Annotated in this window: 22 protein-coding genes; 14 read left to right on the top strand and 8 right to left on the bottom strand. The window is 48.7% G+C overall.

The features are described from left to right. Positions 1-265 precede the first annotated feature (265 nt). From ACJJI1_RS22950 to ahpC (ACJJI1_RS22930), 5 genes are all read right to left on the bottom strand, one after another. Positions 266-1,219 carry a right-handed parallel beta-helix repeat-containing protein gene (locus tag ACJJI1_RS22950; protein ID WP_444941319.1) on the bottom strand — a complete coding sequence of 318 codons (954 nt, stop codon included), beginning with the start codon at positions 1,217-1,219 and terminating at the stop codon, positions 266-268. 500 nt (positions 1,220-1,719) lie between these two features. Beyond that, on the bottom strand, positions 1,720-2,697 hold the full coding sequence (locus ACJJI1_RS22945) for a right-handed parallel beta-helix repeat-containing protein (RefSeq protein WP_444958159.1): 978 nt from the start codon (positions 2,695-2,697) through the stop codon (positions 1,720-1,722). 301 nt (positions 2,698-2,998) lie between these two features. Then, positions 2,999-4,549 (bottom strand): alkyl hydroperoxide reductase subunit F, encoded by a 1,551-nt coding sequence (ahpF, locus tag ACJJI1_RS22940; RefSeq protein WP_444958158.1) that lies wholly within the window; start codon positions 4,547-4,549, stop codon positions 2,999-3,001. A 77-nt stretch (positions 4,550-4,626) separates the two neighbouring features. Further along, entirely contained in the window at positions 4,627-5,193 is a 567-nt protein-coding gene (ahpC, locus tag ACJJI1_RS22935) for an alkyl hydroperoxide reductase subunit C (protein ID WP_444959414.1), read from the bottom strand. 331 nt (positions 5,194-5,524) lie between these two features. Next, positions 5,525-6,091 carry an alkyl hydroperoxide reductase subunit C gene (ahpC, locus tag ACJJI1_RS22930; RefSeq protein WP_413662577.1) on the bottom strand — a complete coding sequence of 189 codons (567 nt, stop codon included), beginning with the start codon at positions 6,089-6,091 and terminating at the stop codon, positions 5,525-5,527. A gap of 243 nt (positions 6,092-6,334) precedes the next feature. On the opposite strand from ahpC (ACJJI1_RS22930), the gene ACJJI1_RS22925 reads away from it, so the two are divergent. Genes ACJJI1_RS22925 through ACJJI1_RS22915 form a run of 3 tightly spaced genes read left to right on the top strand, consistent with a single transcriptional unit; the run spans position 6,335 to position 8,806 of the window. After that, a complete protein-coding gene (locus ACJJI1_RS22925) occupies positions 6,335-7,651 on the top strand; it encodes a DUF2157 domain-containing protein (protein WP_444958157.1) in 1,317 nt (438 codons plus the stop codon). Further along, positions 7,648-8,175 (top strand): GDYXXLXY domain-containing protein, encoded by a 528-nt coding sequence (locus tag ACJJI1_RS22920; RefSeq protein ID WP_444958156.1) that lies wholly within the window; start codon positions 7,648-7,650, stop codon positions 8,173-8,175. Before ACJJI1_RS22925 ends, ACJJI1_RS22920 begins: the two co-directional genes overlap by 4 nt. 19 nt (positions 8,176-8,194) lie before the next feature. Further along, on the top strand, positions 8,195-8,806 hold the full coding sequence (locus ACJJI1_RS22915; RefSeq protein ID WP_444893359.1) for a CPBP family intramembrane glutamic endopeptidase: 612 nt from the start codon (positions 8,195-8,197) through the stop codon (positions 8,804-8,806). Between the two features lie 162 nt (positions 8,807-8,968). On the opposite strand, the gene ACJJI1_RS22910 is transcribed toward ACJJI1_RS22915, so the two are convergent. Beyond that, complete coding sequence (locus ACJJI1_RS22910) at positions 8,969-9,553, bottom strand: exopolysaccharide biosynthesis protein (protein WP_282932146.1); 585 nt, start codon at positions 9,551-9,553, stop codon at positions 8,969-8,971. A 382-nt stretch (positions 9,554-9,935) separates the two neighbouring features. Here ACJJI1_RS22910 and ACJJI1_RS22905 point away from each other — a divergent pair, with 382 nt between their 5' ends. After that, on the top strand, positions 9,936-10,535 hold the full coding sequence (locus ACJJI1_RS22905; RefSeq protein ID WP_444897823.1) for a CPBP family intramembrane glutamic endopeptidase: 600 nt from the start codon (positions 9,936-9,938) through the stop codon (positions 10,533-10,535). Between the two features lie 109 nt (positions 10,536-10,644). Here ACJJI1_RS22905 and ACJJI1_RS22900 read toward each other — a convergent pair whose 3' ends face one another. Together ACJJI1_RS22900 and ACJJI1_RS22895 are read right to left on the bottom strand one after the other, a co-directional pair. Continuing rightward, on the bottom strand, positions 10,645-11,292 hold the full coding sequence (locus ACJJI1_RS22900) for an NAD(P)H-binding protein (protein ID WP_444958155.1): 648 nt from the start codon (positions 11,290-11,292) through the stop codon (positions 10,645-10,647). Positions 11,293-11,509: 217 nt separating this feature from the next. After that, entirely contained in the window at positions 11,510-11,938 is a 429-nt protein-coding gene (locus ACJJI1_RS22895) for a DUF4174 domain-containing protein (RefSeq protein ID WP_444916751.1), read from the bottom strand. A gap of 279 nt (positions 11,939-12,217) precedes the next feature. Here ACJJI1_RS22895 and ACJJI1_RS22890 point away from each other — a divergent pair, with 279 nt between their 5' ends. The 10 genes from ACJJI1_RS22890 (at position 12,218) to ACJJI1_RS22845 (ending at position 23,780) form a co-directional block, all read left to right on the top strand. Then, positions 12,218-13,612, top strand: coding sequence for an MFS transporter (locus tag ACJJI1_RS22890; RefSeq protein WP_444958154.1), 1,395 nt, complete (start codon positions 12,218-12,220; stop codon positions 13,610-13,612). A gap of 244 nt (positions 13,613-13,856) precedes the next feature. Next, entirely contained in the window at positions 13,857-14,366 is a 510-nt protein-coding gene (locus tag ACJJI1_RS22885) for a hypothetical protein (RefSeq protein WP_282932151.1), read from the top strand. A 2-nt stretch (positions 14,367-14,368) separates the two neighbouring features. After that, on the top strand, positions 14,369-16,399 hold the full coding sequence (locus ACJJI1_RS22880) for a tetratricopeptide repeat protein (protein WP_444958153.1): 2,031 nt from the start codon (positions 14,369-14,371) through the stop codon (positions 16,397-16,399). Further along, on the top strand, positions 16,396-19,530 hold the full coding sequence (locus ACJJI1_RS22875) for a tetratricopeptide repeat protein (protein ID WP_444958152.1): 3,135 nt from the start codon (positions 16,396-16,398) through the stop codon (positions 19,528-19,530). Before ACJJI1_RS22880 ends, ACJJI1_RS22875 begins: the two co-directional genes overlap by 4 nt. 32 nt (positions 19,531-19,562) lie before the next feature. After that, positions 19,563-20,147 (top strand): tetratricopeptide repeat protein, encoded by a 585-nt coding sequence (locus ACJJI1_RS22870; protein ID WP_413662567.1) that lies wholly within the window; start codon positions 19,563-19,565, stop codon positions 20,145-20,147. Further along, the gene (locus ACJJI1_RS22865) at positions 20,144-20,464 is read left to right on the top strand and encodes a hypothetical protein (protein WP_238152012.1); all 321 of its coding nucleotides are present in this window, start codon (positions 20,144-20,146) and stop codon (positions 20,462-20,464) included. Before ACJJI1_RS22870 ends, ACJJI1_RS22865 begins: the two co-directional genes overlap by 4 nt. Before the next feature lie 69 nt (positions 20,465-20,533). Next, entirely contained in the window at positions 20,534-21,265 is a 732-nt protein-coding gene (locus ACJJI1_RS22860; RefSeq protein WP_413662566.1) for a MotA/TolQ/ExbB proton channel family protein, read from the top strand. Then, on the top strand, positions 21,265-21,855 hold the full coding sequence (locus ACJJI1_RS22855; protein WP_282932156.1) for an ExbD/TolR family protein: 591 nt from the start codon (positions 21,265-21,267) through the stop codon (positions 21,853-21,855). Before ACJJI1_RS22860 ends, ACJJI1_RS22855 begins: the two co-directional genes overlap by 1 nt. After that, positions 21,852-22,391 carry an ExbD/TolR family protein gene (locus ACJJI1_RS22850; protein WP_413662565.1) on the top strand — a complete coding sequence of 180 codons (540 nt, stop codon included), beginning with the start codon at positions 21,852-21,854 and terminating at the stop codon, positions 22,389-22,391. Before ACJJI1_RS22855 ends, ACJJI1_RS22850 begins: the two co-directional genes overlap by 4 nt. Before the next feature lie 9 nt (positions 22,392-22,400). After that, the gene (locus tag ACJJI1_RS22845; RefSeq protein ID WP_444958151.1) at positions 22,401-23,780 is read left to right on the top strand and encodes an AgmX/PglI C-terminal domain-containing protein; all 1,380 of its coding nucleotides are present in this window, start codon (positions 22,401-22,403) and stop codon (positions 23,778-23,780) included. Positions 23,781-23,896 lie beyond the last annotated feature (116 nt).

Raw genomic sequence — 23,896 nt, 5'->3', positions numbered from 1 at the left:
ATGGGGTTGATACAAGTATGAGTTTGATAGATGGCCTAGATAGGCGCTATGAGAGGTAAGTGCTGATTTAGTGGGACATTAGTTTAATGGGAGGTTTTACTTATTTTTGTTAAAAAACTGATAAATAAATAGTGATGCTGTTGATAAAGGCGTAGCATTCCAATTCAATGTAAATCCTAAAGTTGCGTTGGTAATTATGTAAGAAGACGATATGGAGCTTTATTATCGTCTTCAAACTAAACCTTCGATTGAGTAATCTTTTCGCTCAATTCAGGCATGAAGGGTCGCTGGTAACAAAAGTATTACCTAACCAAGTATTGGCGGTGCAGCTTGGATCATCGGGGGAGTAAAGGTCAAAAATCCCATTGTTTAGCGATGAGTTAGATAAAATGTTATTGCCACTAGCATTTGCATCCTCAATAGATATTCCATAATCCGTATTATCGCTAACGCTATTTATAGTGACTGTATTGCTATCTGCATTATCAATCGCGATGCCGGTTAGACTGTTTGTTACTACATTTTGAGATATAAGGTTTGAATCTGATTCAAATGTTAATATGCCTTCACCTGCACTCTGATCGATAATGTTTGATGTAACTATGTTGGAGCTGCCAGGAGGTTCAATAGATATACCAACACCAGAGCCATTAGTGTCAGAGGTGTTGGTGATTATATTGCCAGAAACACTATTTGAAGACCCCTCTATTTGCACGCCAACGTTATCCATACCATCAACAGTATTTCCGAAAACCTGGTTGAAATCATTGTTTTCAATTCGTATACCAAAGTTAGAGTCTGGGACGTTCGACTGTATCTGAACACCGGAGATAAAATTGTGATCGCTTCTAACAAATAATGCAGTTGAGGTAGGGTTAACAATATCAATGTCGATAACCTGGTGGGATCCATCCCCTAATAATGTAATGCTATTATTACAATTTTCAACAGTCCCAGAGCTTATGCTTGCAGAAAAGCCACGAAGTTGTATGCCATTATTTGCTGTGAGTGGGCATGTAACGGTAAAGCCATTCATATTAAGGCCGCCTAATGGGCCCTCAATTAGGAATGCAAAATTTGTAGTGCAATTTAAATCTTCAGTTAGTGTTTCCTGTGTAGTGATAACGCCTCCGCAGGTAACGGCATAGCTATTAAGAGAGGTTGATATTGCGGCGGTTGTTAAAAGGATGTAACAAAGGGCTATTGTTAGTTTTCTCATAGGGTTTGTACCATGTCAGTAATTATTGCGGATACCTTAGATAGGCAGTTTTTTAGTCCGGGTGAATCTCGTGAGGATAGATCAGTGTTCCCCCTGTAATATTTAGTTGTTTTAATGATTTTTAATAATACTTAATTTAAATGATAGAGGAGGGCTTAAGGGCTATTTCTAATAATGAATTTATTATTACGCATTTAAGTGGGATGTTTGTCTGTTCTAGGGCGCTATTTATTGTTGGGGTTGTTTAGGTATAGACAGGCAGGATGGTTGAAGTTTTTATCTCTTGACATACAAAGCGATTCACACTTCGCGTTGCGACTTCTTGAAAGGTCTAGACATCCCTACGCAACAACGCCTTGATTGTTGACCGCTCTGCATGGCAAGAGGCATCACGGAGCTATTCAGAGGCTCCCTGATTATTTATGCTATTTGTCAGCCAGCGATATACTACTCAGCTATTGCTTGTACATTAGGGAGTGTGAATGTAATCGAGTGAATATTTAGTCCAGACAGTTGGGATCGTTGGTTGTAGAGATGTTGCCAATCCAGTTGTTCGAAGATGTGCAGTTCGGATCATCAGGGGAGTAAAGGTCGAATATACCATTGTCATTGGCTGTATTAGATAAAATGTTATTGAATTCTGCGCTAGTTCCCTCGATCACTATGCCATAGTCAATGTTATTGTCAGCTTCATTGCTGCTTACGGTATTGCTGTCACTATTGTTGATTCTGATTCCAGTGGTGCTGTTCGATATACTATTTTGAGAAATGAGATTTGAATCTGAACTTACAGATATTCCCACATCTCCATCGCCATTGAGAGTGTTGAATATTCTCGCTTTACTGTCACTGGTTATAGTGTTAAGTAGGATTAAGTTGTTCCCTCCATCGGAATCAAGAGCTATGCCAAAATCACCAGGGTTAAGAATTTCATTTCCGGTGACTGTATTGCTTCGCCCCTCTATATATATTCCTGAAAATCCCGGGAACTCTAGAAAATTTCCAGTGATCTGATTGAGACTTGCGGGATTAGCTGTTTCTATGCCTATTGCATATTGCGTACCATTAAAAGGTATCACGATGCCGGTAACAAAATTACTGTTACTTTCAATACGTACGCCCACACCTACAAGATTATTAATCTCAATATCACTGACAAAATGAACACCATCTTCCGTAAGTGCTATTGAGTCATTGCAATTGTCTATTACACCATTAAACAGGCTTGCAGCCAGGCCTGTTAGATAGATGCCCTCATGTAATGGTTCTATACAGGTAACAGTAAATCCATTTAAGTTCAGCCCGCCACCGGGGCCGTCGATTGTGAGGGCTGGATTGGTTTCGCAAGAGAGATCTTCTGTGAGGGATTCCTGGGTAGTAATCGTGTCGCCACAGCTCACAGCAAAACTGTTTGAGGCTAAAGGTAATCCAAAGGTTGGTAGCAGGGATAAAAATAGCGTTAGGCTTGGCTTCTTCATGGGGGGCTCCCAAGATAATGAGTCTATTATTTACTCTAAAGTTTTCTTTCGACTGGTAATTGATAGGTGATGCCAAGTGGTATTTTAAAGGGTTTAACCAGTTTGTTTTTGGTTTGTTAATAATATATATAAATTAAAGGTGCAGATTTAGTGTCTATTATAAATATAGGTTTATAAATGGCGCATGATATTTTATGTGGGCTCAGGTCTTAGCTTGAAGTCTGTTCTCCTATATTGTCCATGCTTAAAGTTAATATAAAAAAGGGCCAGTCAATGACTGGCCCTTTTTAACGCTTTGGTGTTATTCAACCGAAGACCTAATCAAGTAGTCAAATGCGCCCAGCGCAGCAGTTGCACCTGCACCCATAGAGATCACTATCTGTTTGTAGGGGACAGTGGTCGCATCGCCGGCGGCGTAGACGCCGGGGACTGAAGTTGCGCCGCGCTCGTCGATCACAATTTCGCCCATGCGATTCATCTCCACATCGGTTTCTTTAAGGAATTCCGTATTGGGTACCAGGCCAATCTGTACGAAAACACCAGCCAGTTCGACCTGTTTATTTTCACCACTCTCTCGATCGGTATAGGCCAGGCCGTTCACTTTGTTGCCATCGCCGAGGACTTCGGTGGTTTGCGCATTGACGATAATATCGATGTTATCTGTCAGCTGTGCTTTCCGTACCAGTACTTCGTCAGCGCGCAGTTTATCCGCGAACTCCAGTACAGTGACGTGCTCGACGATTCCGGCGAGGTCGATAGCTGCTTCGATGCCCGAGTTGCCGCCACCGATAACGGCTACGCGCTTACCTTTAAAGAAGGGGCCGTCGCAATGGGGGCAGTAGGCTACGCCCTTGGTGCGGTATTCGGCTTCGCCGGGAACCCCCAGTTCCCTCCAGCGGGCACCGGTAGCCAATACTACTGAGCGGCTGGATAGGGTCGCACCGCTTTGTAGCTTGATATCTACCATTTCATTGCGTCGCAAGTTGGCTGCGCGTTGGTCGGTAATGATATCGACACCATACTCTTTAACATGTTGCTCAAGGCTGGCTGCAAGCTTGGGGCCTTCGGTATAAGGTACAGAGATAAAGTTCTCGATGCCTACGGTATCCATTACCTGGCCGCCGAAGCGTTCTGCCACTATGCCAGTGCGAATGCCTTTGCGAGCGGCATAAATAGCAGCCGCTGCGCCCGCTGGGCCACCCCCTACAACTAAAAGATCGTAGGGTGCTTTTTCATTCAGCTCTTCGGCTTTCCGCTCGGCTGCGCCGGTATCCAGTTTTCCAACAATCTCTTCGAGGGACATCCTGCCTTGGCCGAAGTGTTCACCATTGAGGTAAACCGCAGGTACAGCCATAACATTGCGCTTTTCAACTTCCTCTTGGAACAGGCCTCCATCGATCATTTCGTGGGTGATGTTTGGGTTGAGGGTTGCCATCAGGTTCAGCGCTTGGACAACATCCGGGCAGTTTTGGCAAGAGAGCGAGATATAGGTTTCAAAGTGGAATTCACCCTTGAGGCTTCGAACCTGCTCCAGCAGTTCCGGGTCTGCTTTTGAGGGATGGCCCCCCGCTTGCAACAGGGCCAGTACGAGTGAGGTAAATTCATGCCCAAGGGGAATTCCGGCAAAGCTGACCCGGGGTTCCTCTCCGGCAGGAGCAATGGCCATACTCGGCGTGCGCTTGGCTTGGCTCTGCTGTGCAGTAATTCTGTTGGTGAGCCCAGAGATTTCATCTACCAGGGCTTCCAGCTCTTTGGATTTTTCACTGTTATCTGTAGACACACGAATCTCGATCGGCTTGACGATATTCTGCAGGTAAGTGTCCAGTTGTTTTTTCAGGTTTGCGTCCAACATCGGTGTGTCCTTTCTCTAACAATATTAAGGCTTGGTTGTGGCCCACCTTTTGATGGGCCGGGTCAGAGGTATTTGGGTTAAATCTTTCCTACCAGATCGAGGGAGGGGGCTAAGGTCTCTTCGCCTTCTTTCCACTTGGCCGGGCAGACTTCACCGGGATGAGCGGCGATGTACTGGGCAGCTTTGATCTTGCGCAACAGCTCGCTGGCATCGCGGCCGATTCCGCCGGCAGTGATCTTGACAATTTGGATGCGGCCTTCCGGGTCGATTACAAAGGTGCCGCGATCGGCGATGCCTTCCTCTTCGATCATCACACCGAAGTTGCGGGTGATGGTGCCGGTGGGGTCGCCGATCATCGGGTATTGGATTTTGCCGATGGTGTCGGAAGAGTCGTGCCAGGCTTTGTGGGTGAAGTGGGTATCGGTGGATACGGAGTAGATCTCAACGCCCAACTTCTTGAACTCTTCATAGTTGTCGGCGAGATCGCCCAGCTCAGTGGGGCAGACAAAGGTGAAGTCTGCGGGGTAGAAGAAGAATACGGCCCACTTGCCTTTAACGTCGGCGTCGCTGATATCGAAGAAGTCGCCGTTTTGATAAGCCTTGGCGTTAAAGGGTTTCAGCTGGGATTCGATGTAACGTGACATGGATAGCTCCTTATTTATCACTGTCTTGTCGGTCGTTGTTTGGGAACGGGATTTATACTATCGACTAATGTTTTTTAATAGAAATTATCAATAGCTATACATTTGATAGTATTTGGCAATTAAAGCTTATACTTAGATAGCTTTTTATTTGTGAGTGAGTTGAGAGGCGTGGGTGGTAGATACACTGAGCTGTGACGCCGTAAGCCTCCCTCAACGGATTATTTTGCTGATAGCTGTTGGGAATTAAGGGGGGGGGCAGGTAGTAAAAACGACAATGCCCGCCAAAAGGGCGGGCAAGGCCAGTTCCAATCCTGTGAGGGCTTGGGAAGACTTAAATTTTGCCTACCAGATCGAGAGAGGGGGCCAGGGTTTCCTCACCTTCCTTCCATTTCGCTGGGCAAACTTCACCCGGGTGAGCAGCGATGTACTGAGCAGCTTTGATCTTGCGCAGCAGCTCACTGGCATCGCGGCCGATACCGCCAGCAGTAATTTCCACAATTTGAACACGGCCTTCCGGGTCGATTACGAAAGTACCACGGTCGGCAATGCCTTCTTCCTCAATCATTACACCGAAGTTGCGGGTAATGGTACCGGTAGGATCACCGATCATCGGGTACTGGATCTTACCGATGGTGTCAGAGGAATCGTGCCAGGCCTTGTGGGTGAAGTGAGTGTCTGTGGAGACTGAGTAGATCTCTACACCCAGCTTCTTAAACTCCTCATAGTTGTCTGCCAGATCGCCTAATTCAGTGGGGCATACGAAGGTGAAGTCGGCGGGGTAAAAGAAGAATACGGCCCATTTACCTTTGACGTCAGAGTCACTTACATCGTGAAATTCGCCATTTTGGTAGGCTTTGGCGTTAAACGGCTTGAGTTCGGATTCGATATAGCGGGACATGGTTAGCTCCTTATTGGGTGCCTGGCTCTTAACTTTGATGCTGTTTATGCTATTGAATGGCAATCAATAATAGAAATTAACAATTTAAATATCTGAGATAGTTTTCTGCTATCTAGGCAGCCTGGCGATAATTTAGTCTTCAATCCGTACCAATTTGAGGTCGCTGGTTACATCGGGGATACTCGGGACCAAAGTATTAATACCCATCCATCGGGTATGGGTAATTTTTCACAAGGCGCATCTATGCGATTGATTCGGTTGCTTAAGCATGACCTGGCCCGCGAAGCCGGAGATTGGGTTGAAGACGGTGTGATCAGTGAAGCTCAGGCTGAGCAGATCTGTGCCCGCTATGAAGTGGATTACCACCGGGCGCAAGAAAGAACACTTGGATATCGTATTTTGATTGGGTTGGCCTATCTCTTTATCGGGCTGGCGGTGATTACATTGATTGGAGCCAATTGGGAGGAAATCCCCAGAGCGCTGCGAATGGGGGGACTGATCGCTTTGACCTTGGTGACCCAGGGAGTGGCGTTTAAGGTTTACCTGTCTGGAGACCGGAAGGCCGGAGAGGGCTTGTTCTTGTTGGGCAACCTGTTTTTTGGTGCGGCGATTATTTTGATCGCACAGGTATACCACTTGGGCGAGCATATGCCAGATGGTATTTTCTGGTGGGCACTGGGTAGTTTGCCATTTGCTTTAATTACTCGCAGCCCATGGATTGCAGAGCAGTCCTTGCTTTTGGCTTTGCTTTGGTTCTTCCTGGAGTCGAGTTTAGGCTTTTACCCCGCCCTGTTCCCAATTTTCTTGCTGGGGGCTCTCTATATTCTGTTAAGTGGTCGTGCGAGCGTGATTCTCTTGCTGACCTTTATCTTTGGCTTAGGTTTTTGGCTGGAATTTTCCCTATCAGAATTTTGGCGTTTGCAGGATGGGAAATTTAGTGCGGATATTTATCCAGAGAACCTTGCTGTTGCAGTCTCGCTCTTTATCCTGATGTATTGCTTTGCCCATTGGTTGGCAACTCGCCCGTCGGCGGTAGCCAAGGACTACGCAGCAGTAATCTCTATTTGGTGCCTTCGGTTTACTTTAATTGGCTTACTGATTTTTAGCTTTGAATATCCCTGGGAGGAGATGATAGAAGCCCCCTGGAGTCACCTACCCTCTATGTGGGCGGTAGTGGGGACTATGTCTGCTGTGTCGATAGTGTTGGCGCTGCTGTCTCAGAGGTTGCTATTCGGACTGGGGTTGTGCGGTGTTTTTGCGGCAGTACTTGTGTTTGTAACGAATGCCGGCTCCAGTGACTACGCAGTTTGGTTACAAATTTTCACAAACTTCGCCCTGATTGCCTGTGGAATCTGGTTGATCTTCAGGGGTATTCACGATGGTATCTCGCACTACTTCTTCCTCGGAGTTATGGCGGTCCTGTTGACGGCTCTGCTGCGCTATATTGACTTGATTGGCGACTATATAGGAGCTGCTCTCCTGTTTATTCTCTTCGCAGTTTTATTGCTGGCAGCAGCCAAGTATTGGAAATATCACCAGGCGGGGGGAAGTTTGCGATGAAACGTAGAGTTGTGATTAGCCTGGTTGCCGCCATTGGCGTGCAGTTTTTTATACTGTTAGGAATGTATATTAAGGCTCAAATGCCGCTGTGGACGGGCCAGCCTGTTTCAGTGAAAACTGTTCCTGTAGACCCGCGCTCATTGTTTCGCGGTAACTATGCCCAATTAAATTACCCCTTTTCCACTTTAGATAAAGCCTTGTTTAAAGGGCAGGGACGGCTGCGTCAGGGAGAGGTGGTTTATGTAGGCTTAGAAAAAGGGCCATCCGGATTGTATGAACGCGCCTCTGTCAGCCTTGAACAACCACAGGGCGGAGTCTTTATTCGAGGGCGGGTAGCAGGCCAGAATTTTTGGAATTCATCAGATAGCTACCGGATTCGCTACGGTATTGAAGCCTACTTTGCTCCGAAGGAAAAAGCCCTGGATCTGGAAAAACAACTGCGGGATGGTGGCGTGGCTGAATTGATGATTTCTGCGGATGGGCGAGCGAGCTTGAAGGTTGTCAGAGGCTCAGGAAATCAATAGGCAAAGGGAAAAATCAGGAATGGAAGCGATTGGTCCGGCACGGCGCAGCCTGCCGGTTTTCTTTTTTTTAATGGATATTCAACTGGGCTGTCTATTGCTTGCGGCTCTGGGTCTCTACCTTGTGCCAATGGAAGTTTCATTTATTGGTGATACGGTTTGGCTGCAACTGCTGTTGGGATTGTTAGGCGCTATTGTCACATTTGCGGTAGTACTGACATTGGCTCGTTCTGAGACGCTATTTGGGAAAATGCTGCGGCTCCACTGTACTCAATTGACTCCGCTATTTTCCAAGTTGTCCCCATCACAAATGGTATGGGTTGCTTTAGCTGCAGGTGTTTGTGAGGAGCTGTTGTTTCGTGGTTTTCTACAGTCTTGGCTTTCCCAGCTCAGTACGCCATTCCTCGGTTTATTGGGTGCATCACTGATATTCGCATTACTGCACTGTGTTTCCTGGGTGTACTTCTTCCTTACCTTTATGATTGGGCTCATTTTAGGCATTTTCTACCAAATGTCCGGGGGCTTGGTGGGAGCGATTGTTTGGCATGCGGTATACGACCTTTTGGCAATTTTCGCCATAGTGCACTTTCCCCATTTGCTCGGATTAAAAAATCAAGTCTTAAAGCGAGGGTAAGTAGCCAGCTTTGGTCTGGAGACCCGCAGAGATATTATGGAGTTACTCGCGGGCCCCTAGGCGTTGCGACTTCTTGAAAGGTCTAGACATTCCTGCGAAGCCGCGCCTTGATTGTGAACTGCTCTGCAAGCCAGAGGTATCACGGAGTTATTCAGAGGCTCCCTAGATCACGGCAACGATCACCACTAGTACTAGGGAGGCCGTTAGGATAAAAGCAATAAGCGCTAAGAGTCCGTCTCGAGCTGCCAGCGATAGCCCAAAAATGGTGAGAGCGAGACCAGCAGTTGAGGCAGAGAAGGGGATTACTTCCATTATTGGCAGGGTCAATGCAATAAAAATGCAGGTTCCAGCAATAGCGTAGGTGCCATATCGGCGCACGATAAAATCCATCCGTGGCTGAATCCAGCGGTCGGCAAACCGGGCGGGCTTTTCCATCCAGTGCAGGGCATCCATCAGCTTCTCGCTGGATATGGAGCGGTTGATTAACCACTGAGGAAGCCAGATATAGTTGCGCTTCATCAGCAGTTGTAGGGCAAACAGTAGTAGCAATACGCCCATCGCGGTAGACATTCCGGGAATACCGCTTAGAGGGGAAAACAGGATCAACCCGATAAGGATAAGGAATGGGGCAAAGGATCGAAGCCCCACAGCCTCAATAACATGCTGGATGGAGATTTTCTCCTGCCCCTGACTTTTCTCCTCAATATCCTTCAGCAGCTGGCCCAGTCCTATGATTTCTTGTGTCATGGTTGGAATTAGTTGCTGTGTAGTTTCTTTGCAAGACAATCTACTGATAAGAGGGCTGGAAACCGGGTAGTCTCTACGAGCTATCCGGTTCCAGAGATATTGTCGAGCATAGCACTGTGACTGGCTTTTCGGCTAAAGTCAGGCAGTTTTTCAAAGGGGATAAGCTGTCTGGCGTCAAACTAAACGGATAGAGATAGGTTGTTGGCGGAGGATTATGCCTGTCATCATTTTCTGTTAGATTATTGCCGATGGTGGGTGTGCTTATTTCGGCTGATTGAATTTCGATGTGGTTTCTAGTTGATACGGAATCCTAAGGCAGTCTATTTAGGTACTGAGCCACTCGACTACCTCGATAAACTACTAATAAAAAGGACGGTCACAAATGGAAGCTGTTGACCAAACAAAAGGGAATCCACCAGTTTTTCTTTTATTAATTGGCACTCAGGTTGTTTGCTTGTTGCTGGCCTTTCTGGGCTTTTATCTGGCTTCACCCAAGGTAGTGATCATTGGTGATAGCGTAGGGTTACAAGTAATAATTGGCATCATTGGAGCGATGGCTACCTATGGTGTGATGTTGTCGTTAACTCGCTCAGAAACGACCCTCGGCATGTCAATGCGGCGTCAATCGATCGCCCTGATTCCACTATTTTCACGATTGTCTTTCTTTCAACTGCTGTTGGTTTCTGTTGTAGTCGGAATTTGTGAAGAGCTTTTGTTTCGGGGGTTTTTGCAGTCCTGGTTGTCAGAACTTAGCTCGCCATTGTTGGGGTTACTAATTTCCGCAATTGCATTTGCGCTACTTCATTTCTCATCGTGGACCAATTTCTTTCTGACTTTGGGAATTGGTGTGGTTTTAGGTGTGGTTTACCAAGTGTCCGGAAGTTTATTGGGAGTAATAATCTGGCACGCAGTCTACGATGCAATTGTCCTTATTGTTTTGACTCAATATCCGCATTGGCTAGGGATTAAAATAAAAGAATAACCGCAATATTCGGGAGCGTTTTACTTGTTTTAAGCTCCCGAATTTAACCTTTGGGGTTTAAGGAGCCTCCCAGATTCGCCGAGACATTACGGAATTATTCAGAGGCTCCTTAAGTATTGAATAGCTCATCCAAACGCAGGGTCTCAACCCCTGTTCGTTCTTGTCGACTTAAATAAACCATTTTTTTGGCTACTTCACGCCCCTCAATGGGCCTATAACGTCTCAGCCCCGGCAGCATACAAATTACTGGTAGGAGGATGCCTCCGGTTTTCTCACCGGGGCGGGCATTTGCACGATCTCCGAGAAGTAGGGAGGGTTGCAGAATACTGATGCGCTTAAATGGAAGTTTCTTGATTTTCTCTTCCAGCTCACCCTTCATACGTAAGTAAGCACTGGCGCTATTGGCATTGGCCCCGCTGGATGAAACCAGTACGTAATGGCTGACCCCTGCCTCCGCTGCCAATTGGGCCGCTTTGTATTGATATTCAACGTCAACCTTATACTGGGCGGCTAGGCTGCCGGCTTGCTTGCGAGTGGTTCCCAGGCAGGAAAATAGAGTATTTCCCTGAAAAAGAGGGGCAGCCTCCTCCAATCGATCAAAATCGACAATATGATTGTGTATTTTTTGACTTGCAGTGGCTTTGGGGCGTCGAGTGAGGGTAAGTACTTCATCAAAGACTTCTTCACCAGCCAGTTGCTCTGTGAGATGGCCACCGATAAGGCCCGTAGCTCCGAGGATAATGGCTCTTTTGGTCATTGGAGGTCGATTTCCATTGATTATAAGTTCGCAAGGCTAATAGCGTACTTTAGCGCAAAGATGTCTATGTTTGTTAAAAGTTGCCAGCTGGAAAGGGTGTCTGGTGAGCAAAGAAGGCCGAAGCGTAATTAATTGAGGGAAATCTAACTCTGGGATTCCTCAGTAATACTGGGGGATACAAAAATTCTCTATCAGATTGTGGATGTTCAATAATTGTTCACTGTGCAGATCCTTGCTGCATCTCATTGCGTCGCATGGGCATGCTGTCGATACGTTGGAAAACTTCGACGGCTGAGAATTTATTGGCTTTATACTTTACTTCCCCATCCTTTCCTATAAGAAGTACTTGCATTGCTGGTCCTTGCAGATATTTTTCCCGTACATTTTTAGCAAAATTGTCTGTGACTTTACCGGGGAAGTTAGTCTCAAGGGTGCCGTTAGAGAACAGGAACCATATTAAGTTTCTCTCTGCAAACTGCGGCGCTAACTTGAGTAATTCATTGATTGTGCTATTGGGATCTTCCGGGATATTCAGTAATAGAATGCGGTTTTTCCACTGGAAATCTTTTAGGTCGTTCACCGTAGATCCCTGGGCGAATGTAGAAGAAGTCAACAGAACCAAGACAAGCACAATGAACTTATGCATTTACTAATCTCATCTATTAGCGTGATCTTAGGGGGCTCAGTAGGCTATCCAATCACTAATTCAATTTTCCGGCGCTTGGATGCCCTTTAAGCATAAGATATGAGCTGCCAGTTACAAGGCAGATGATGATCGGTATCGACAGTGAAAACTGACTAGTCAAAAGGCGTGTAAATTAGCGAGTGGTCTAGGCTCTAGGCGGGAGTATTAAAAATATATCGCAAGCTAATTAGGTTCTGAAGGATTACCTGAGCGGCTCGGGTGTCGAGTGAATTACGCAGTATGGCTAAACAGAGCGGCAAAATTACACGAGATCAGTACTTGGGGTTGGCTGCATTAGTTCTCGCGGCCTTCCTTATTAGTAATGACTATACCGCTTTTGCCCCCGCACTACCTGCCATCGAAAGAGAATTCAATGCAGACATAACTAGCTCCCAGTGGATCATTAACGGCTACGCCTTGGTTTTTGGTGTTTTCATCATAACCGGTGGCCGCTTGGCGGATATCTATGGCCGCCGCAGAGTATTTATGATTGGAGCGGGAATATTCGTTTTCTTTGCCGTGCTGGGTGGCCTGGCAATGGATATGTGGATGTTATTGATATCCCGCGCATTGATGGGAGTGGGTGCGGCATTGATGTGGCCGTCCACTTTGGCAATGACTTTTAACTTGTTGACCTATGAAAGGTCAGGGTTGGCGGGTGGTATCCTGATGGCCACCTGTGGGTTAGCGAATGCAGCTGGACCAGTTTTGGGTGGGGTGCTCGCAGATTTTTTCAGTTGGCGATGGATTTTCTTCGTTAATATTCTCCTCACTCTGGCAACAATGCTGGCTTGCTGGTGGGCAGTACCCCCCGATAAACCGCGTGACACCGAGGAAAAAATAGACTTCTTCGGTGTGCTACTACTATGCACCTCGCTATTTTGTTTGCTTTTTGCACTGGATGTCTCCGCGGAGATTGGTTTCAAGCATCCTGTGGTTATCAGCCTGATCGTTGTGTTCCTGGTGTTGCTCTGTCTGTTTACCATCGTGGAGTATCGAGTTGGTAAAGATGCCCTGATTCCCCCTGATATTGCAAAGAACCGGAAGTTCCTAGCGGTAGGCGTTACAACACTTCTAATCTCCGTAGTATTCCTATCGGCAATTCTCTATGTCCCCCAGTTTTTGGCGAATTTTCGTGGTTACTCGGCATTTCAGGCCGGTTTGTCTTTGGTCCCTTTAATGGTTGTATCGGGGCTGGTTGCTATTATCTCCGGTCGTTTCTATGAGGTAGCCGGGCCAAAATTACTCGTCTCATTAGGTATTTTGGGGATGAGTGTTGGAATGTTCATGCTCTCGAACTTGACTTCGGACACGGGCTTTCTGGATATGTGTCCGGGCTTGATCGTGTTGGGAGTGGGTATTGGGCTGTTCAATCCATCCAGTACGACTGCGGGTATTACGGTGGTGGAACCTCACCGTGCCAGCTTGGCAGGCGCAATCCTCTATATGTTTAAAATTGGTGGGGGTGCGGTTGGTTTGGGTATGAATGCTACAATTATCGCCTTTGCTCCAGATATACCTTCGGGTATAGATAGAGCTTTTACAGTAAATGCTTACCTAGCCTTGGTTGGTTTGATTGTCTGTATGTTTTTTGTGATCGGTAGGCCAGAGAGCCAAAGTGGAGAGCTTTCTTGATTGCAAGTGAAGCACGTCTCACTTCTTTTGTGTCGTAGATCTCTTTTATCTAATTGAAGTGCTTTTTTCAAAATTTATCCATTCTTTGAGTTTTTGTGAGATTTGAATTTCCTCACATCTGATTAGCCCTCTATTCAATACAATGCCGCAGCTCAAGGCCCTGTTGTGCCTGGGTTTATTGTGGTCCTGTTCCAGGTTCTCTGGCAGGAATTGATAGTTTAGGGTTGGGTCGGAGGTAGGCCACATGTTCAGAATTCTTCAGATTGTACTTTTCTTTCTGTTGGCCAGTACTGGGCATGCTCAGACTATTGATAGAGATGATATCCGTGGCCTGGATGAGCAGATCCAGGATGTTAAGAAAGATGTAATTGATCTCACTGCTGAATTGTCACAGCTGGAGGAAAAGCTCTTATTCCCCTCTAATACGCAGGTAGCTCTTTTTGTCTCGGTGGCTGATGAAAAGCCCTTCGAGCTGGAGTCGGTTGAGGTCACACTGAATGGCAAATTAGTTGCCCATCATCTCTATACCTACCGGGAAATTGAGTCCCTGCAAAAAGGTGGGGTACAAAAAATATACACTGGCAATGTGCAAGTGGGTGGGCATCCATTAGAGGTTAGTTTTCTCGGTAAAACCCCATCAGGAAAAGAGTATCGGGCTACAGCTTCCTACACCGTGGAGAAAGCAGTGGGTCCTAAATTTGTCGAGATTAAGGTTCTGGGAACCGAGTCCACGATAAACTTCAAGGACTGGTAATCATGCTCAGGTCCCTGGTAAATGTGTTGTCCTGTCAAACCAGGGTGATGCTTGGTGCTCTATCCCTTTGTTCTTTGGCTGCTCTCCCTGCTGCAGCGGCGACTGAATCGCAGGAAGAACTTAAAGACCTGTTTTTCGGTGCGGCAATGTTTCATGCCCATCAGGAAAGTTATTTTGATGCGATTGTGGCACTGGACACAGAACTTGCTCAGTATCACCGCTTAGATCAGCCCGAACTCGATCCTTTCAGTGCGCACTTGGGGCAAGCTGAGTTTTCGGTGGGTGACTTGGAATTGTCCTACCGAATGCACAGGGAGGCCGGGCGGGCTATTGAGGCTGTACTGCAGGGAAATGTTTCCCAGCCGGTGCGCAATGAAGCCGCGTATCGACTGGCAAAAATTCACTATCACAAACAACAGCCGCGCAACGCCTTACACGCCCTGGAAATGATTGACGGGCGGGTTCCCGAGAGGGTCCGTGCAGATGAGCAGTTTTTGCGTGCTCGAGTCTATATGCAGCTCGGTCGATTCGAGGAGGCTGTAGAACTGCTGCAAGACCTGAAGGGTGAAGAGTCGCTAGAGGGCTTTGTTTCCTTCAATTTGGGTATTGCCCAACTGAAGGCGGGAGAAGAGGAGCGCGGTGTTCTGGAGTTGACTGCACTGGGAAGAAAGCGCAGTTCAGAGGCGGCCCTGCAGGCCCTTTACGATAAAACCAACCTCTTATTGGGCTCCCATTTAATGGAGCTGGGCAAGCTGGAACTGGCGCGCCCCTATTTTGATCGTGTAAACCTCGATGGCCCTTTTTCAAACAGGGCGCTGCTGGGTGCTGGCTGGGTAGAGGCCCGCGCGGGTCGCTATGATCGGGCACTGGTGCCCTGGAAGCTGTTGCAAGACCGCAAAGGCACCAATGAGCCAGTGCAAGAGGTCATGTTGGCGGTGCCCTATGCCTACGGCAAACTGGATGTCCACAGTACTGCTGCAATTAATTACGGCCGCGCCTTAGACGCTTTCGGACGTGAGATCGATACCCTCACACAGTCTATTCATAGTATTCGCAAAGGTAAGTTTCTTGAGGCGCTGCGTCGTAAAGAGGCCACCCAGGTACAGAACTGGGTAGTGGCCTTGCGCAATTTACCGGAAGCCCCCGAGACCCATTACTTACTCGACCTGATGGCGTCCAATGACTACCAGGAGTTTCTGCGGAATTATCGCGACCTCAACGATTTATATGAGCGCAATGAAGAGTGGCTAAAAAGCCTGACAGCCTACGAAGATATTATTCGTATTCGCCGCAACTATTACGAACCCCTGTTGCCGGAGCTGGACAGGCAATTCCGTGAACTCGATGCCCGTATCCAACTGCGGATGGAGCAGCGTGACCAATTTGCCAATCGTATAGAGCAGATGCTGGTCTCCCGCCGACCAGAATACCTGGCAACGGCCGAAGAGCAGGAAGCGCGATTGAAGCTCCTGGAACTTAGCGGAAAAATTGCTGAGCATCCCCAGGGCTTTACTGAAACTACTTTGGAGCGGGTACAGCGGCTCAAAGGTGTTTTGGACCTGCGTCTTTCCTTTGAGTACGACCAGCGTTTGACCGAGGCCTACAAACACCTGGCGGAATTAAACCAGGAGATCGAAAGTCTCCAGTCTGTTTACGATTCCTTTGTGCGCAGTCGCCAGGCGGCAACTCACAGCTATACCGGTTACGACCGCGATATTACTCGTTTGCGCGCGCGTATCCAGCAAACCCAGCGGCGACTGAAAACCCTGATGGCGCGCCAGGGCACCATGCTTGAGGCATTGGCAATTGCTGAGTTGGAACGCCGTCGCGCACAGTTGGAAAGTTATCAAATTAAAGCCCGCTTCGCCCTGGCAGACAGCTACGACCGCGCTAATGAGCTGCAGGAGCAGCGTGAAGATGAATTCAAGGTAGAGCAGCACAAAGCACTGTTGGAAGAGCAAATCCCTGAGGACAATCCGCCGGAGATGAAGCCGGTGGAGGAAGAAGAATCAGCAGAGGGAGGTGATTCGTGAGTAAGTTGCTCAAATCTAAATCTCGAGCTGGTAAATCTCTCAATCGCGCCGCCGGTCTTCTCTCTGCACTTATAGTGCTAGGGGGTTGTGCGGGAAATAGCGGCAAGACCATCGGCAGTCTTCAAAATGTCGAAGTAGAAATTAAGGAAGAGCATATTGATGGCAGCCTGGAGAAGGCACTGGCCAGCTACCAGAAGTACTTGCAGGAAACCCCTGAATCCAAGCTGACCCCCGAGGCGATGCGCAGGATTGCCGACCTGAAAATCAAGCAGGCACACCGCGCTGAAGATGCAGAATTCGATAACCTTGCTGGAGTAGCTGCTGGAAGCGGGGCGGTGATCTCTGTCGATGCGTCAGAAGCTATGGCTGAAAATACCCTGGATGCTCCAGAGACGGCAGCGCCGGTGGCCAAGGTAGAGCCGGTAGTGACTGAAGTGCAGGATCCTGGGGTTGTCGAGTCCGACGAGGAGTTTGAAACCCGGGCTAGTGGCAGCATAGAAATAGCTGCAGATGAAACCCCGCTTGAAGCGCCGGGCGTTGATTCTGAAGAGATGATGTCAGCCAATGCCCGCGAGGCCATCGATCTCTATATTAAATTGCTGCAAAAGTACCCCCTATACCACCGCAACGACCAGGTGATGTATCAGTTATCCCGGGCTTATGAAGAGGCGGGAGAGATTGATGCAGCGGTGGATGTATTGCGCCAGCTGGTGGCTAACTATCCGGATTCGCGACATATCGATGAATCCTGGTTCCGGCTGGGCGAATACTATTTTACCCGCAAGAAGTTTCTCGATGCGGAAGAGTCCTACGGAAAAGTTATTGATATTGGTGTGATATCCAGTTTTTACGAGCTTGCCCTGTATAAACGCGGTTGGGCGCTGTTTAAGCAGGATATGTATGAAATGGCCCTGGATGACTATATCGCCATGCTGGATTACAAAGTCTCCCAGGGATATGACTTCGACCAGCAAAACAATAAGGGCGAGCGCAAGCATATTGACGATACTTTCCGCGTGGTCAGCTTGAGCTTTTCTTACCTGGAAGGCCCTGATTCGGTTGTCGATTACTTCACCCGCAAGGGCAATAGAGATTACGAGTTCCGGGTATACAGCCAGCTGGGTGAATATTATTTGGAGAAGCGTCGCTACCAGGATGCGGCAAAATCCTATATTGCGTTTGTTGATCGAAACCAGTTGCACAGAGTATCTGCGGATTTCTCAATTCGTGTTATTGAAATCTACAGTAAAGGCGGCTTCCCCAAGCTGGTGCTGGAAGCGAAGAAGGATTTTGCCACTACTTATGCACTTAATGCCGATTACTGGACTGTCTTCGATATTAATGAATACGGAGAGGTGGTTGCCTTCCTGCAGACCAACCTGATCGACCTCGCCGGGCACTACCATGCGGCTTACCAGAACAAGAAGTTAAAAGATAAGAAGGCCGAGAATTATCGCGAGGCGATTCACTGGTATCGCAGCTATCTCGATTCCTTCCGGGAAACTGAGCGCGCACCGGAAATCAATTATCAGCTTGCCGGATTGATGTTGGAAAACCGGGATTTCCATGGTGCAGCTCTGGAATACGAGCGCACGGCCTATGAATATCCTGCGCATAAGGATTCCAGCGAAGCAGGCTACGCAGCGGTTTACGCTTATCGCGAACATCTGGCCAATAACTTAAAAGATGCAACGGATGAGCAGCGTGCACCACTATTGCGGGAAATTATCCGTTCATCGCTGACTTTTGCAGCTACATTCCCTGAGCATGCCAAAGCCCCTCAGATCATGCTCGGAGCGGTGGAGGATCTCTACGGGTTAAAAGACTATGCCCCGACAATCGCCAATGGTCGTTCACTGTTGGAGCAGTTCCCCACTGCGGAGCAGGAGATTAGACGTTCTGCCTGGCTGCTGGTGGCTCACGCTTCTTTCGATACTGCGGCCTTTGCGGATGCAGAAATCGCTTACGGTGAAACTTTGACGCTGACTGCCCAAGATGCAAAGGATAGGGCGGGTCTGGTAGATAACCTGGCGGCTTCTATCTACCAGCAGGGTGATATGGCCCGTAAGCAGGAGGATCATGCAACCGCAGCGAGCCATTTCCTGCGTATTCGAGGCGCTGCACCCGGTGCGACCATTTTGGCTACGGCGGAGTACGATGCTGCCGCATCATTGATTGTGCTTAAGGATTGGGTACAAGCGGCAACGGTATTAAATAACTTCCGCAGTCACTTCCCGGAGCATGAGCTGGCAAAAGATGTCACCAAGAAGTTGGCAGTAGTTTACCAGGAGAGCGGTGAGCTGTTGTTGGCAGCTGCGGAATTTGAGCGTATTGAGCGGGAATCCGAGGACGATGAAATACGCCGTGAGGCCTTAACCCAGGCGGCAGATCTTTACGCAGCGGCAGAAGATAGCGCTAAAGCGCTGTCTGTTTTGCGTCGCTACGTCGATTATTTCCCCGAACCCATGGAGCCGGCGCTGGAGACTCGCCAGAAAATTGCCGATATCTACAAAGTGTCCGGGAATCAAAAGCTTTACATGGCAGAGCTTCGTGAACTGGTGAAAGTTGAGTCCCGCGGTGGTTCCCAGCGCAGCGACCGCACCCGTTATCTCGCAGGTAATGCGGCCCTGCTATTGGCTGAACCCAGCTTTGAGGCTTTCACCCAGGTGGATTTGGTTGCGCCTATCGAGAAAAGCCTCAACCTCAAGCGCAAGCGTATGAAAGCAGCCACCCGTGCATTTACTGACCTGATTGATTATCAGGTGGCCGATGTGACCGCTGCGGCAACCTTTTACCTGGCTGAAATTTATCTCCACTTTAGCGTGGCCCTGAAGGACTCTGAACGTCCAACTAACCTGAATGCCCTGGAGCTGGAAGAGTATGAGTTGGCATTGGAGGAGCAGATTTATCCCTTCGAGGAAAAAGCCATTTCTGTTCACCAGAAGAATGTCGAGTTGCTGGGCGTCGGTATTTATAACCCCTGGGTTGATAAAAGTATTGGCAAGCTTGCCAATTTAATGCCCGCTCGCTATGCACGGGCGGAAGAGGCTGGTGAGTATCTCCAGACTATTGTACCCCTGCCGCCAGAGCCGGAATTGCCTTCAGCGGGATCAGCAGTTTCGGGTCAGTAATAACAGGCATTTGCCTTTTGGAGTGGAAAGTTATGCAAAAACAAATGCGTTTGTTTTTTCTGGTGGGCTTAGCCTTGTTGTTAGCAGCTTGCGCCAGTACCCAAACCAAGTCTGGAAAAATCTCTGATTATTCTTCGGTGCGGGTATCGGGCAGTGTGAGTCGGGACTTTGAGCGATCCCTGGAATATCTTGCCGAGCAGGATTATGCGAGTGCTATTGAACTTCTGCAGTCAGTGGTGGAGCGCGAGCAGCGCCTTCCGGCACCCTATATCAATCTGGGTATTGCCCACTACAAAAGTGGCAATGAGGCAAAAGCGGAAGAGGCTTTTTTAAAGGCATTGGCGCTGGACGAAAAGCATCCGGTGGCAACTAATGAACTGGCCGTTCTCTACCGAAAGCAAGGGCGCTTTGCCGAGGCGCGAAAAATATATGTGAATGCTTTGGCAGAAAATCCAGAATATCTACCTTTGATAAAAAATCTGGGCATATTGTGTGATCTGTATCTGCAAGATCTCCAGTGTGCTCTGGCACAATTCGAACAATATGTTCAATTGGAACCAGAGGACCGGGATGTCACTATCTGGTTAGCTGATATTCAACGGAGGGCTGGTAAATGATCAAACTTCGTTGGGCTTTGCCATTCGTGGCCAGCTTTATGGTTTTTCCTTATGCCTTGGCTCAGTCTGAGGGAGAGGAGAAAAAAGAATCCACCGATAAAAAGGTGGATTCAAAAATTAAGGAGTTGTCGGGTATTTCTATTATCGGTAACAAGGAAGCCCCTAAGTCTCTCTATATTGTCCCCTGGAAAAGTTCCGAAGTGGGTGTCGAAAGCGACCTTGTCTCCAGCTTGATGGACGACAAACTCAAACCGCTTGACAAGGAAGTTTTCATGCGTGAGTTGGAGTTCTATCAACTCAGCCTGTCCGGCGATTAACGCCATATTGATTCTGGCTGTCGCCGGAGTAGCACCAAGTTTTAGCTGTATTTCTCAAGAGGGTTTGTAATGGACTTTTTCAATAACGTCATCGAGTTTTTCCAGACGGGCGGTACTTTCATGTACCCGATTCTCGTGGTTGCCGCACTGGGTGGTGCTGTGGCTATCGAGCGCTTTATCCGCCTGCATTTGGAGCGCCGCAGCAACCGCAATATGTGGGATAAGCTGCAGCCGGTATTAGCTTCGGGAGACTTCGATCGCGCTCGCAACCTGGTAAAACAGGACGAGTCCAGTGTGAGTAAATTACTGTCTATGGGGCTGGCCCGGCAGGGGGCTGTTCGCCGTCGTGAAGATATCGAAATCGCGATGGAAGAGAGCATGATGGAGATCACTCCACAGCTGGAAAAGCGCACCCCTTACGTCGCTTTGTTTTCCAATATCGCAACTTTGCTCGGGCTTCTGGGAACCATTATGGGTCTGATCGAAGCCTTTACAGCGGTAGCCAATGCTAACCCGGCAGAAAAGGCAGACCTGCTCTCCGCCAGTATTTCCGTGGCGATGAACACCACCGCCTTCGGTCTGATGACTGGTATCCCGTTGTTGATCGTCCACGCACTGCTGAACTCACTCACCGGTGAAATTATCGATAGCCTGGAGATGGTCTCTGTAAAAGCATCCAACCTGATTGATGGTGCCACCCGTCGCCGCTTTGAAGTGGAGCCCGCAAAATCCAAGCCGTCTAGTGAAAAAACTGCCCCAGCAAAAACCAATCCAGTAGCACAGCAAGCGGAAACTGCGTAATGAGAAGGCGGCGCCACGGGCGGGATAAAGAAGCTCCTGAGCTGGATATCACTGCTTTCTTGAATTTGATGGTGGTATTGGTGCCTTTTCTATTGGTATCGGCGGTATTTTCGCGGGTGACAATTCTCGAACTGAATATGCCGAGTGGTGCCGGTGGTGGAGCACCGGATGATCCCACAGTTACGGTGGAGGTAGTTGTGCGAGAACAGGCCGTGGAAATCAGTGATGGTGAAAAGGTTATCGCACGTTTCCCCAACCTGAATATCGATGGCGAGGGTGAAAATGCTCCTATTGAGGCTCCCGTTGGAGCAGATACTGAACAGACTGAGATTCTCGCTGTGCTGCCCACAGCAGAGGTGTATGACCTAAAGAAGCTCACGCAGTTTTTGTTGGAAGTTAAGGCCAGTTATCCGGAAAAAACTGATTCCATCATCCTGATGGAGCCCACAATCGCCTATGAGCATTTGGTGGGCATTATGGATACTGTGCGCGGAGCTGAAGTGCGGGTTGAGGGGAGTGATCCCAGTGATCTGGATGCGGTGGAAAAGGTGGTTTTATTTCCTGATATTTCCATAGGAGATGCGCCATGAGAAATGAAAGCCGACGCATGAAGCGTATGGCGCGAAGCCATAAGCGCAAGAAAACCTCAGGTATGAACCTGACTTCCCTGATGGATGTTTTTACGATCCTGGTGTTTTTCCTGCTGACTAATACCTCCAGCAATGAAGCCCTGGAGCCCCCCAAGGTGATTACCTTGCCGGACTCAGTGGTGGAGACCAAGCCCCGGGAAACGGTGACCTTGATGGTGACCAATGATGAAATCCTGGTGGAATCCAACTCGGTAATTGCCACTTCCGAAGTGTTGGAAAGTGAGGAAACCATTATTGCGGCCATTAAGGAAGCGATGGTTGCGGAGCTGGCCAAGGCAATTGGTGTTGCCCAGGCCTCGGCAGACTCAGGTGAGGGCGGCGTCGAGGGAGGCCAGGATCCAGAACCACCGGAGGTCAATATTCTCGCGGACAGAGGCATTCCGTTCAGTTTGCTGAAAAAGGTGATGTCCAGCTGTACAGACGCTGGCTATACCAAAGTTTCACTGGCGGTTATTCAGAAAGCATCTCAGGGTTAATGGAAGTTTGTGAGTAATTTTCTTCAACAACAGCGGGCGGTAGGTGAGGCGCTTGAGGCGGTTCACCATCGCATGCAGCTGCTCGAGGATGAGCGGCACCAGATCGAAGAGAAGCTGGCTGGATTGCAGGACCAGGGGTCCAAGTACCAGTTGCTCGACGAGATTTCCGAACGCCTGCGCAAGCTTGAAGAAGCGGGCGCGGGAGAAATGTTCTGGGCGGAAGATTATCGGGAGAATGCTTCTGCGCAGGTTATCGAGCGGATCGGCCAGTCGACGCGCAGTTTCAACCAGAGCCTGGAGCAGCTGCGCGATGAGCGCAGTGCTATACAGAACAGCATAAGCGAGTGCCAGGAAGAGGTCTTTGCGCTGGATGAGCGCGCGGATGAGCTGCGCCGCGAGGAGGAAGAGTCAAAGTTCGAGTTCGAGATAACACGGGAATTCGAACAGCCTAAGTTCCGCCCTATGGTGATGCCATGGCACAAGCAGGGCGAGGACGAGAAGCGTTTTCGCCGCTGTGTCTTTGCCTCATTGTTTGTCGCTGCCTTGCTGGGCTACCTGATTCCTCTGTATACGGTGCCCCAGCCCGAGTCTCAAATAGTGGAAATTCCCGAGCGTTTGGCCAAGCTGGTTATTGAGAAGAAAACCAAGCCCAAGCCACCGCCGGAGCCAGAAAAGGCCAAGCCTAAGAAAGAGGAGAAAAAGCCAGAGAAGAAGCCTGAGCAGAAGGTGGCCAAGCAGGACCCGAAACCCTCCAAGGCGGAGAAAAAGCAGGCGCGTAAAAAAGCTGAGCGATCCGGTGTTCTCGCCTTTAAGGATAACTTCCAGGACCTGATACAAGATGATCTGGATAACCGCCTCGGCCAGCAAACCCAGCTGAGCACGGCCGGTAAAAAAGAGAACCGCAGTCAGCGCTCACTGATCACTGCAGCATCTACCGCGGGTAGTGGTGGTATCAATACGGCAGAGCTGAGTCGCAATGTGGGTGGATCTGGTTCGGACTTGGGTGGCGTTGCCTTTGCACGAGTTGAGAGTTCTATCGGTACTGAAGGTGACTTTGCTGGTGAGGACCGTCCTCTCAGTGATGGTGCTGGTCCGTCGCGGACAGATGAGGAAATCCAGATTGTTTTCGATCGCTACAAGGCCACCTTGTACCGTATCTACAATCGTGAGCTGCGTAATAATCCCGCGCTGCAAGGTAAGATGGTGTTGAAGATTACTATTGAACCCAGCGGATCGGTTTCTGCCGTGAGTGTAGATTCCAGTGATGTGGATTCGCCGTCGCTCAATGCAAAAATTGTGGCTAGGGTCAAACGATTTAACTTTGGTGAAAAGGCCGGAGTGCCGACCATTACCATTCTTTATCCGATTGACTTCTTCCCGCCAACCTAGGCTGATAATTGGCCGGAGCCCACTGAATAGTGGGTTCCGGCCGTTTCATGGTGATGAAATTTTCGTCATACCTGTTCAATTATTTTTTGTCCGTTCTGGACAAAAATTTTCCCTCA

The organism is Microbulbifer maximicatervae (SeqCode) (assembly GCF_052467065.1).
This window is presented reverse-complemented; position numbering and strand designations above follow the sequence as displayed.

Excerpts from the sequence above, each read along its gene's own strand:
- ACJJI1_RS22950 (WP_444941319.1), bottom strand. The coding sequence starts at position 1,219 with ATGAGAAAACTAACAATAGCCCTTTGTTACATCCTTTTAACAACCGCC.
- ACJJI1_RS22945 (WP_444958159.1), bottom strand. The coding sequence starts at position 2,697 with ATGAAGAAGCCAAGCCTAACGCTATTTTTATCCCTGCTACCAACCTTT.
- ahpF (WP_444958158.1), bottom strand. The coding sequence starts at position 4,549 with ATGTTGGACGCAAACCTGAAAAAACAACTGGACACTTACCTGCAGAAT.
- ahpC (WP_444959414.1), bottom strand. The coding sequence starts at position 5,193 with ATGTCACGTTACATCGAATCCCAGCTGAAACCCTTTAACGCCAAGGCT.
- ahpC (WP_413662577.1), bottom strand. The coding sequence starts at position 6,091 with ATGTCCCGCTATATCGAATCCGAACTCAAGCCGTTTAACGCCAAAGCC.
- ACJJI1_RS22925 (WP_444958157.1), top strand. The coding sequence starts at position 6,335 with ATGCGATTGATTCGGTTGCTTAAGCATGACCTGGCCCGCGAAGCCGGA.
- ACJJI1_RS22920 (WP_444958156.1), top strand. The coding sequence starts at position 7,648 with ATGAAACGTAGAGTTGTGATTAGCCTGGTTGCCGCCATTGGCGTGCAG.
- ACJJI1_RS22915 (WP_444893359.1), top strand. The coding sequence starts at position 8,195 with ATGGAAGCGATTGGTCCGGCACGGCGCAGCCTGCCGGTTTTCTTTTTT.
- ACJJI1_RS22910 (WP_282932146.1), bottom strand. The coding sequence starts at position 9,553 with ATGACACAAGAAATCATAGGACTGGGCCAGCTGCTGAAGGATATTGAG.
- ACJJI1_RS22905 (WP_444897823.1), top strand. The coding sequence starts at position 9,936 with ATGGAAGCTGTTGACCAAACAAAAGGGAATCCACCAGTTTTTCTTTTA.
- ACJJI1_RS22900 (WP_444958155.1), bottom strand. The coding sequence starts at position 11,292 with ATGACCAAAAGAGCCATTATCCTCGGAGCTACGGGCCTTATCGGTGGC.
- ACJJI1_RS22895 (WP_444916751.1), bottom strand. The coding sequence starts at position 11,938 with ATGCATAAGTTCATTGTGCTTGTCTTGGTTCTGTTGACTTCTTCTACA.
- ACJJI1_RS22890 (WP_444958154.1), top strand. The coding sequence starts at position 12,218 with ATGGCTAAACAGAGCGGCAAAATTACACGAGATCAGTACTTGGGGTTG.
- ACJJI1_RS22885 (WP_282932151.1), top strand. The coding sequence starts at position 13,857 with ATGTTCAGAATTCTTCAGATTGTACTTTTCTTTCTGTTGGCCAGTACT.
- ACJJI1_RS22880 (WP_444958153.1), top strand. The coding sequence starts at position 14,369 with ATGCTCAGGTCCCTGGTAAATGTGTTGTCCTGTCAAACCAGGGTGATG.
- ACJJI1_RS22870 (WP_413662567.1), top strand. The coding sequence starts at position 19,563 with ATGCAAAAACAAATGCGTTTGTTTTTTCTGGTGGGCTTAGCCTTGTTG.
- ACJJI1_RS22865 (WP_238152012.1), top strand. The coding sequence starts at position 20,144 with ATGATCAAACTTCGTTGGGCTTTGCCATTCGTGGCCAGCTTTATGGTT.
- ACJJI1_RS22860 (WP_413662566.1), top strand. The coding sequence starts at position 20,534 with ATGGACTTTTTCAATAACGTCATCGAGTTTTTCCAGACGGGCGGTACT.
- ACJJI1_RS22855 (WP_282932156.1), top strand. The coding sequence starts at position 21,265 with ATGAGAAGGCGGCGCCACGGGCGGGATAAAGAAGCTCCTGAGCTGGAT.
- ACJJI1_RS22850 (WP_413662565.1), top strand. The coding sequence starts at position 21,852 with ATGAGAAATGAAAGCCGACGCATGAAGCGTATGGCGCGAAGCCATAAG.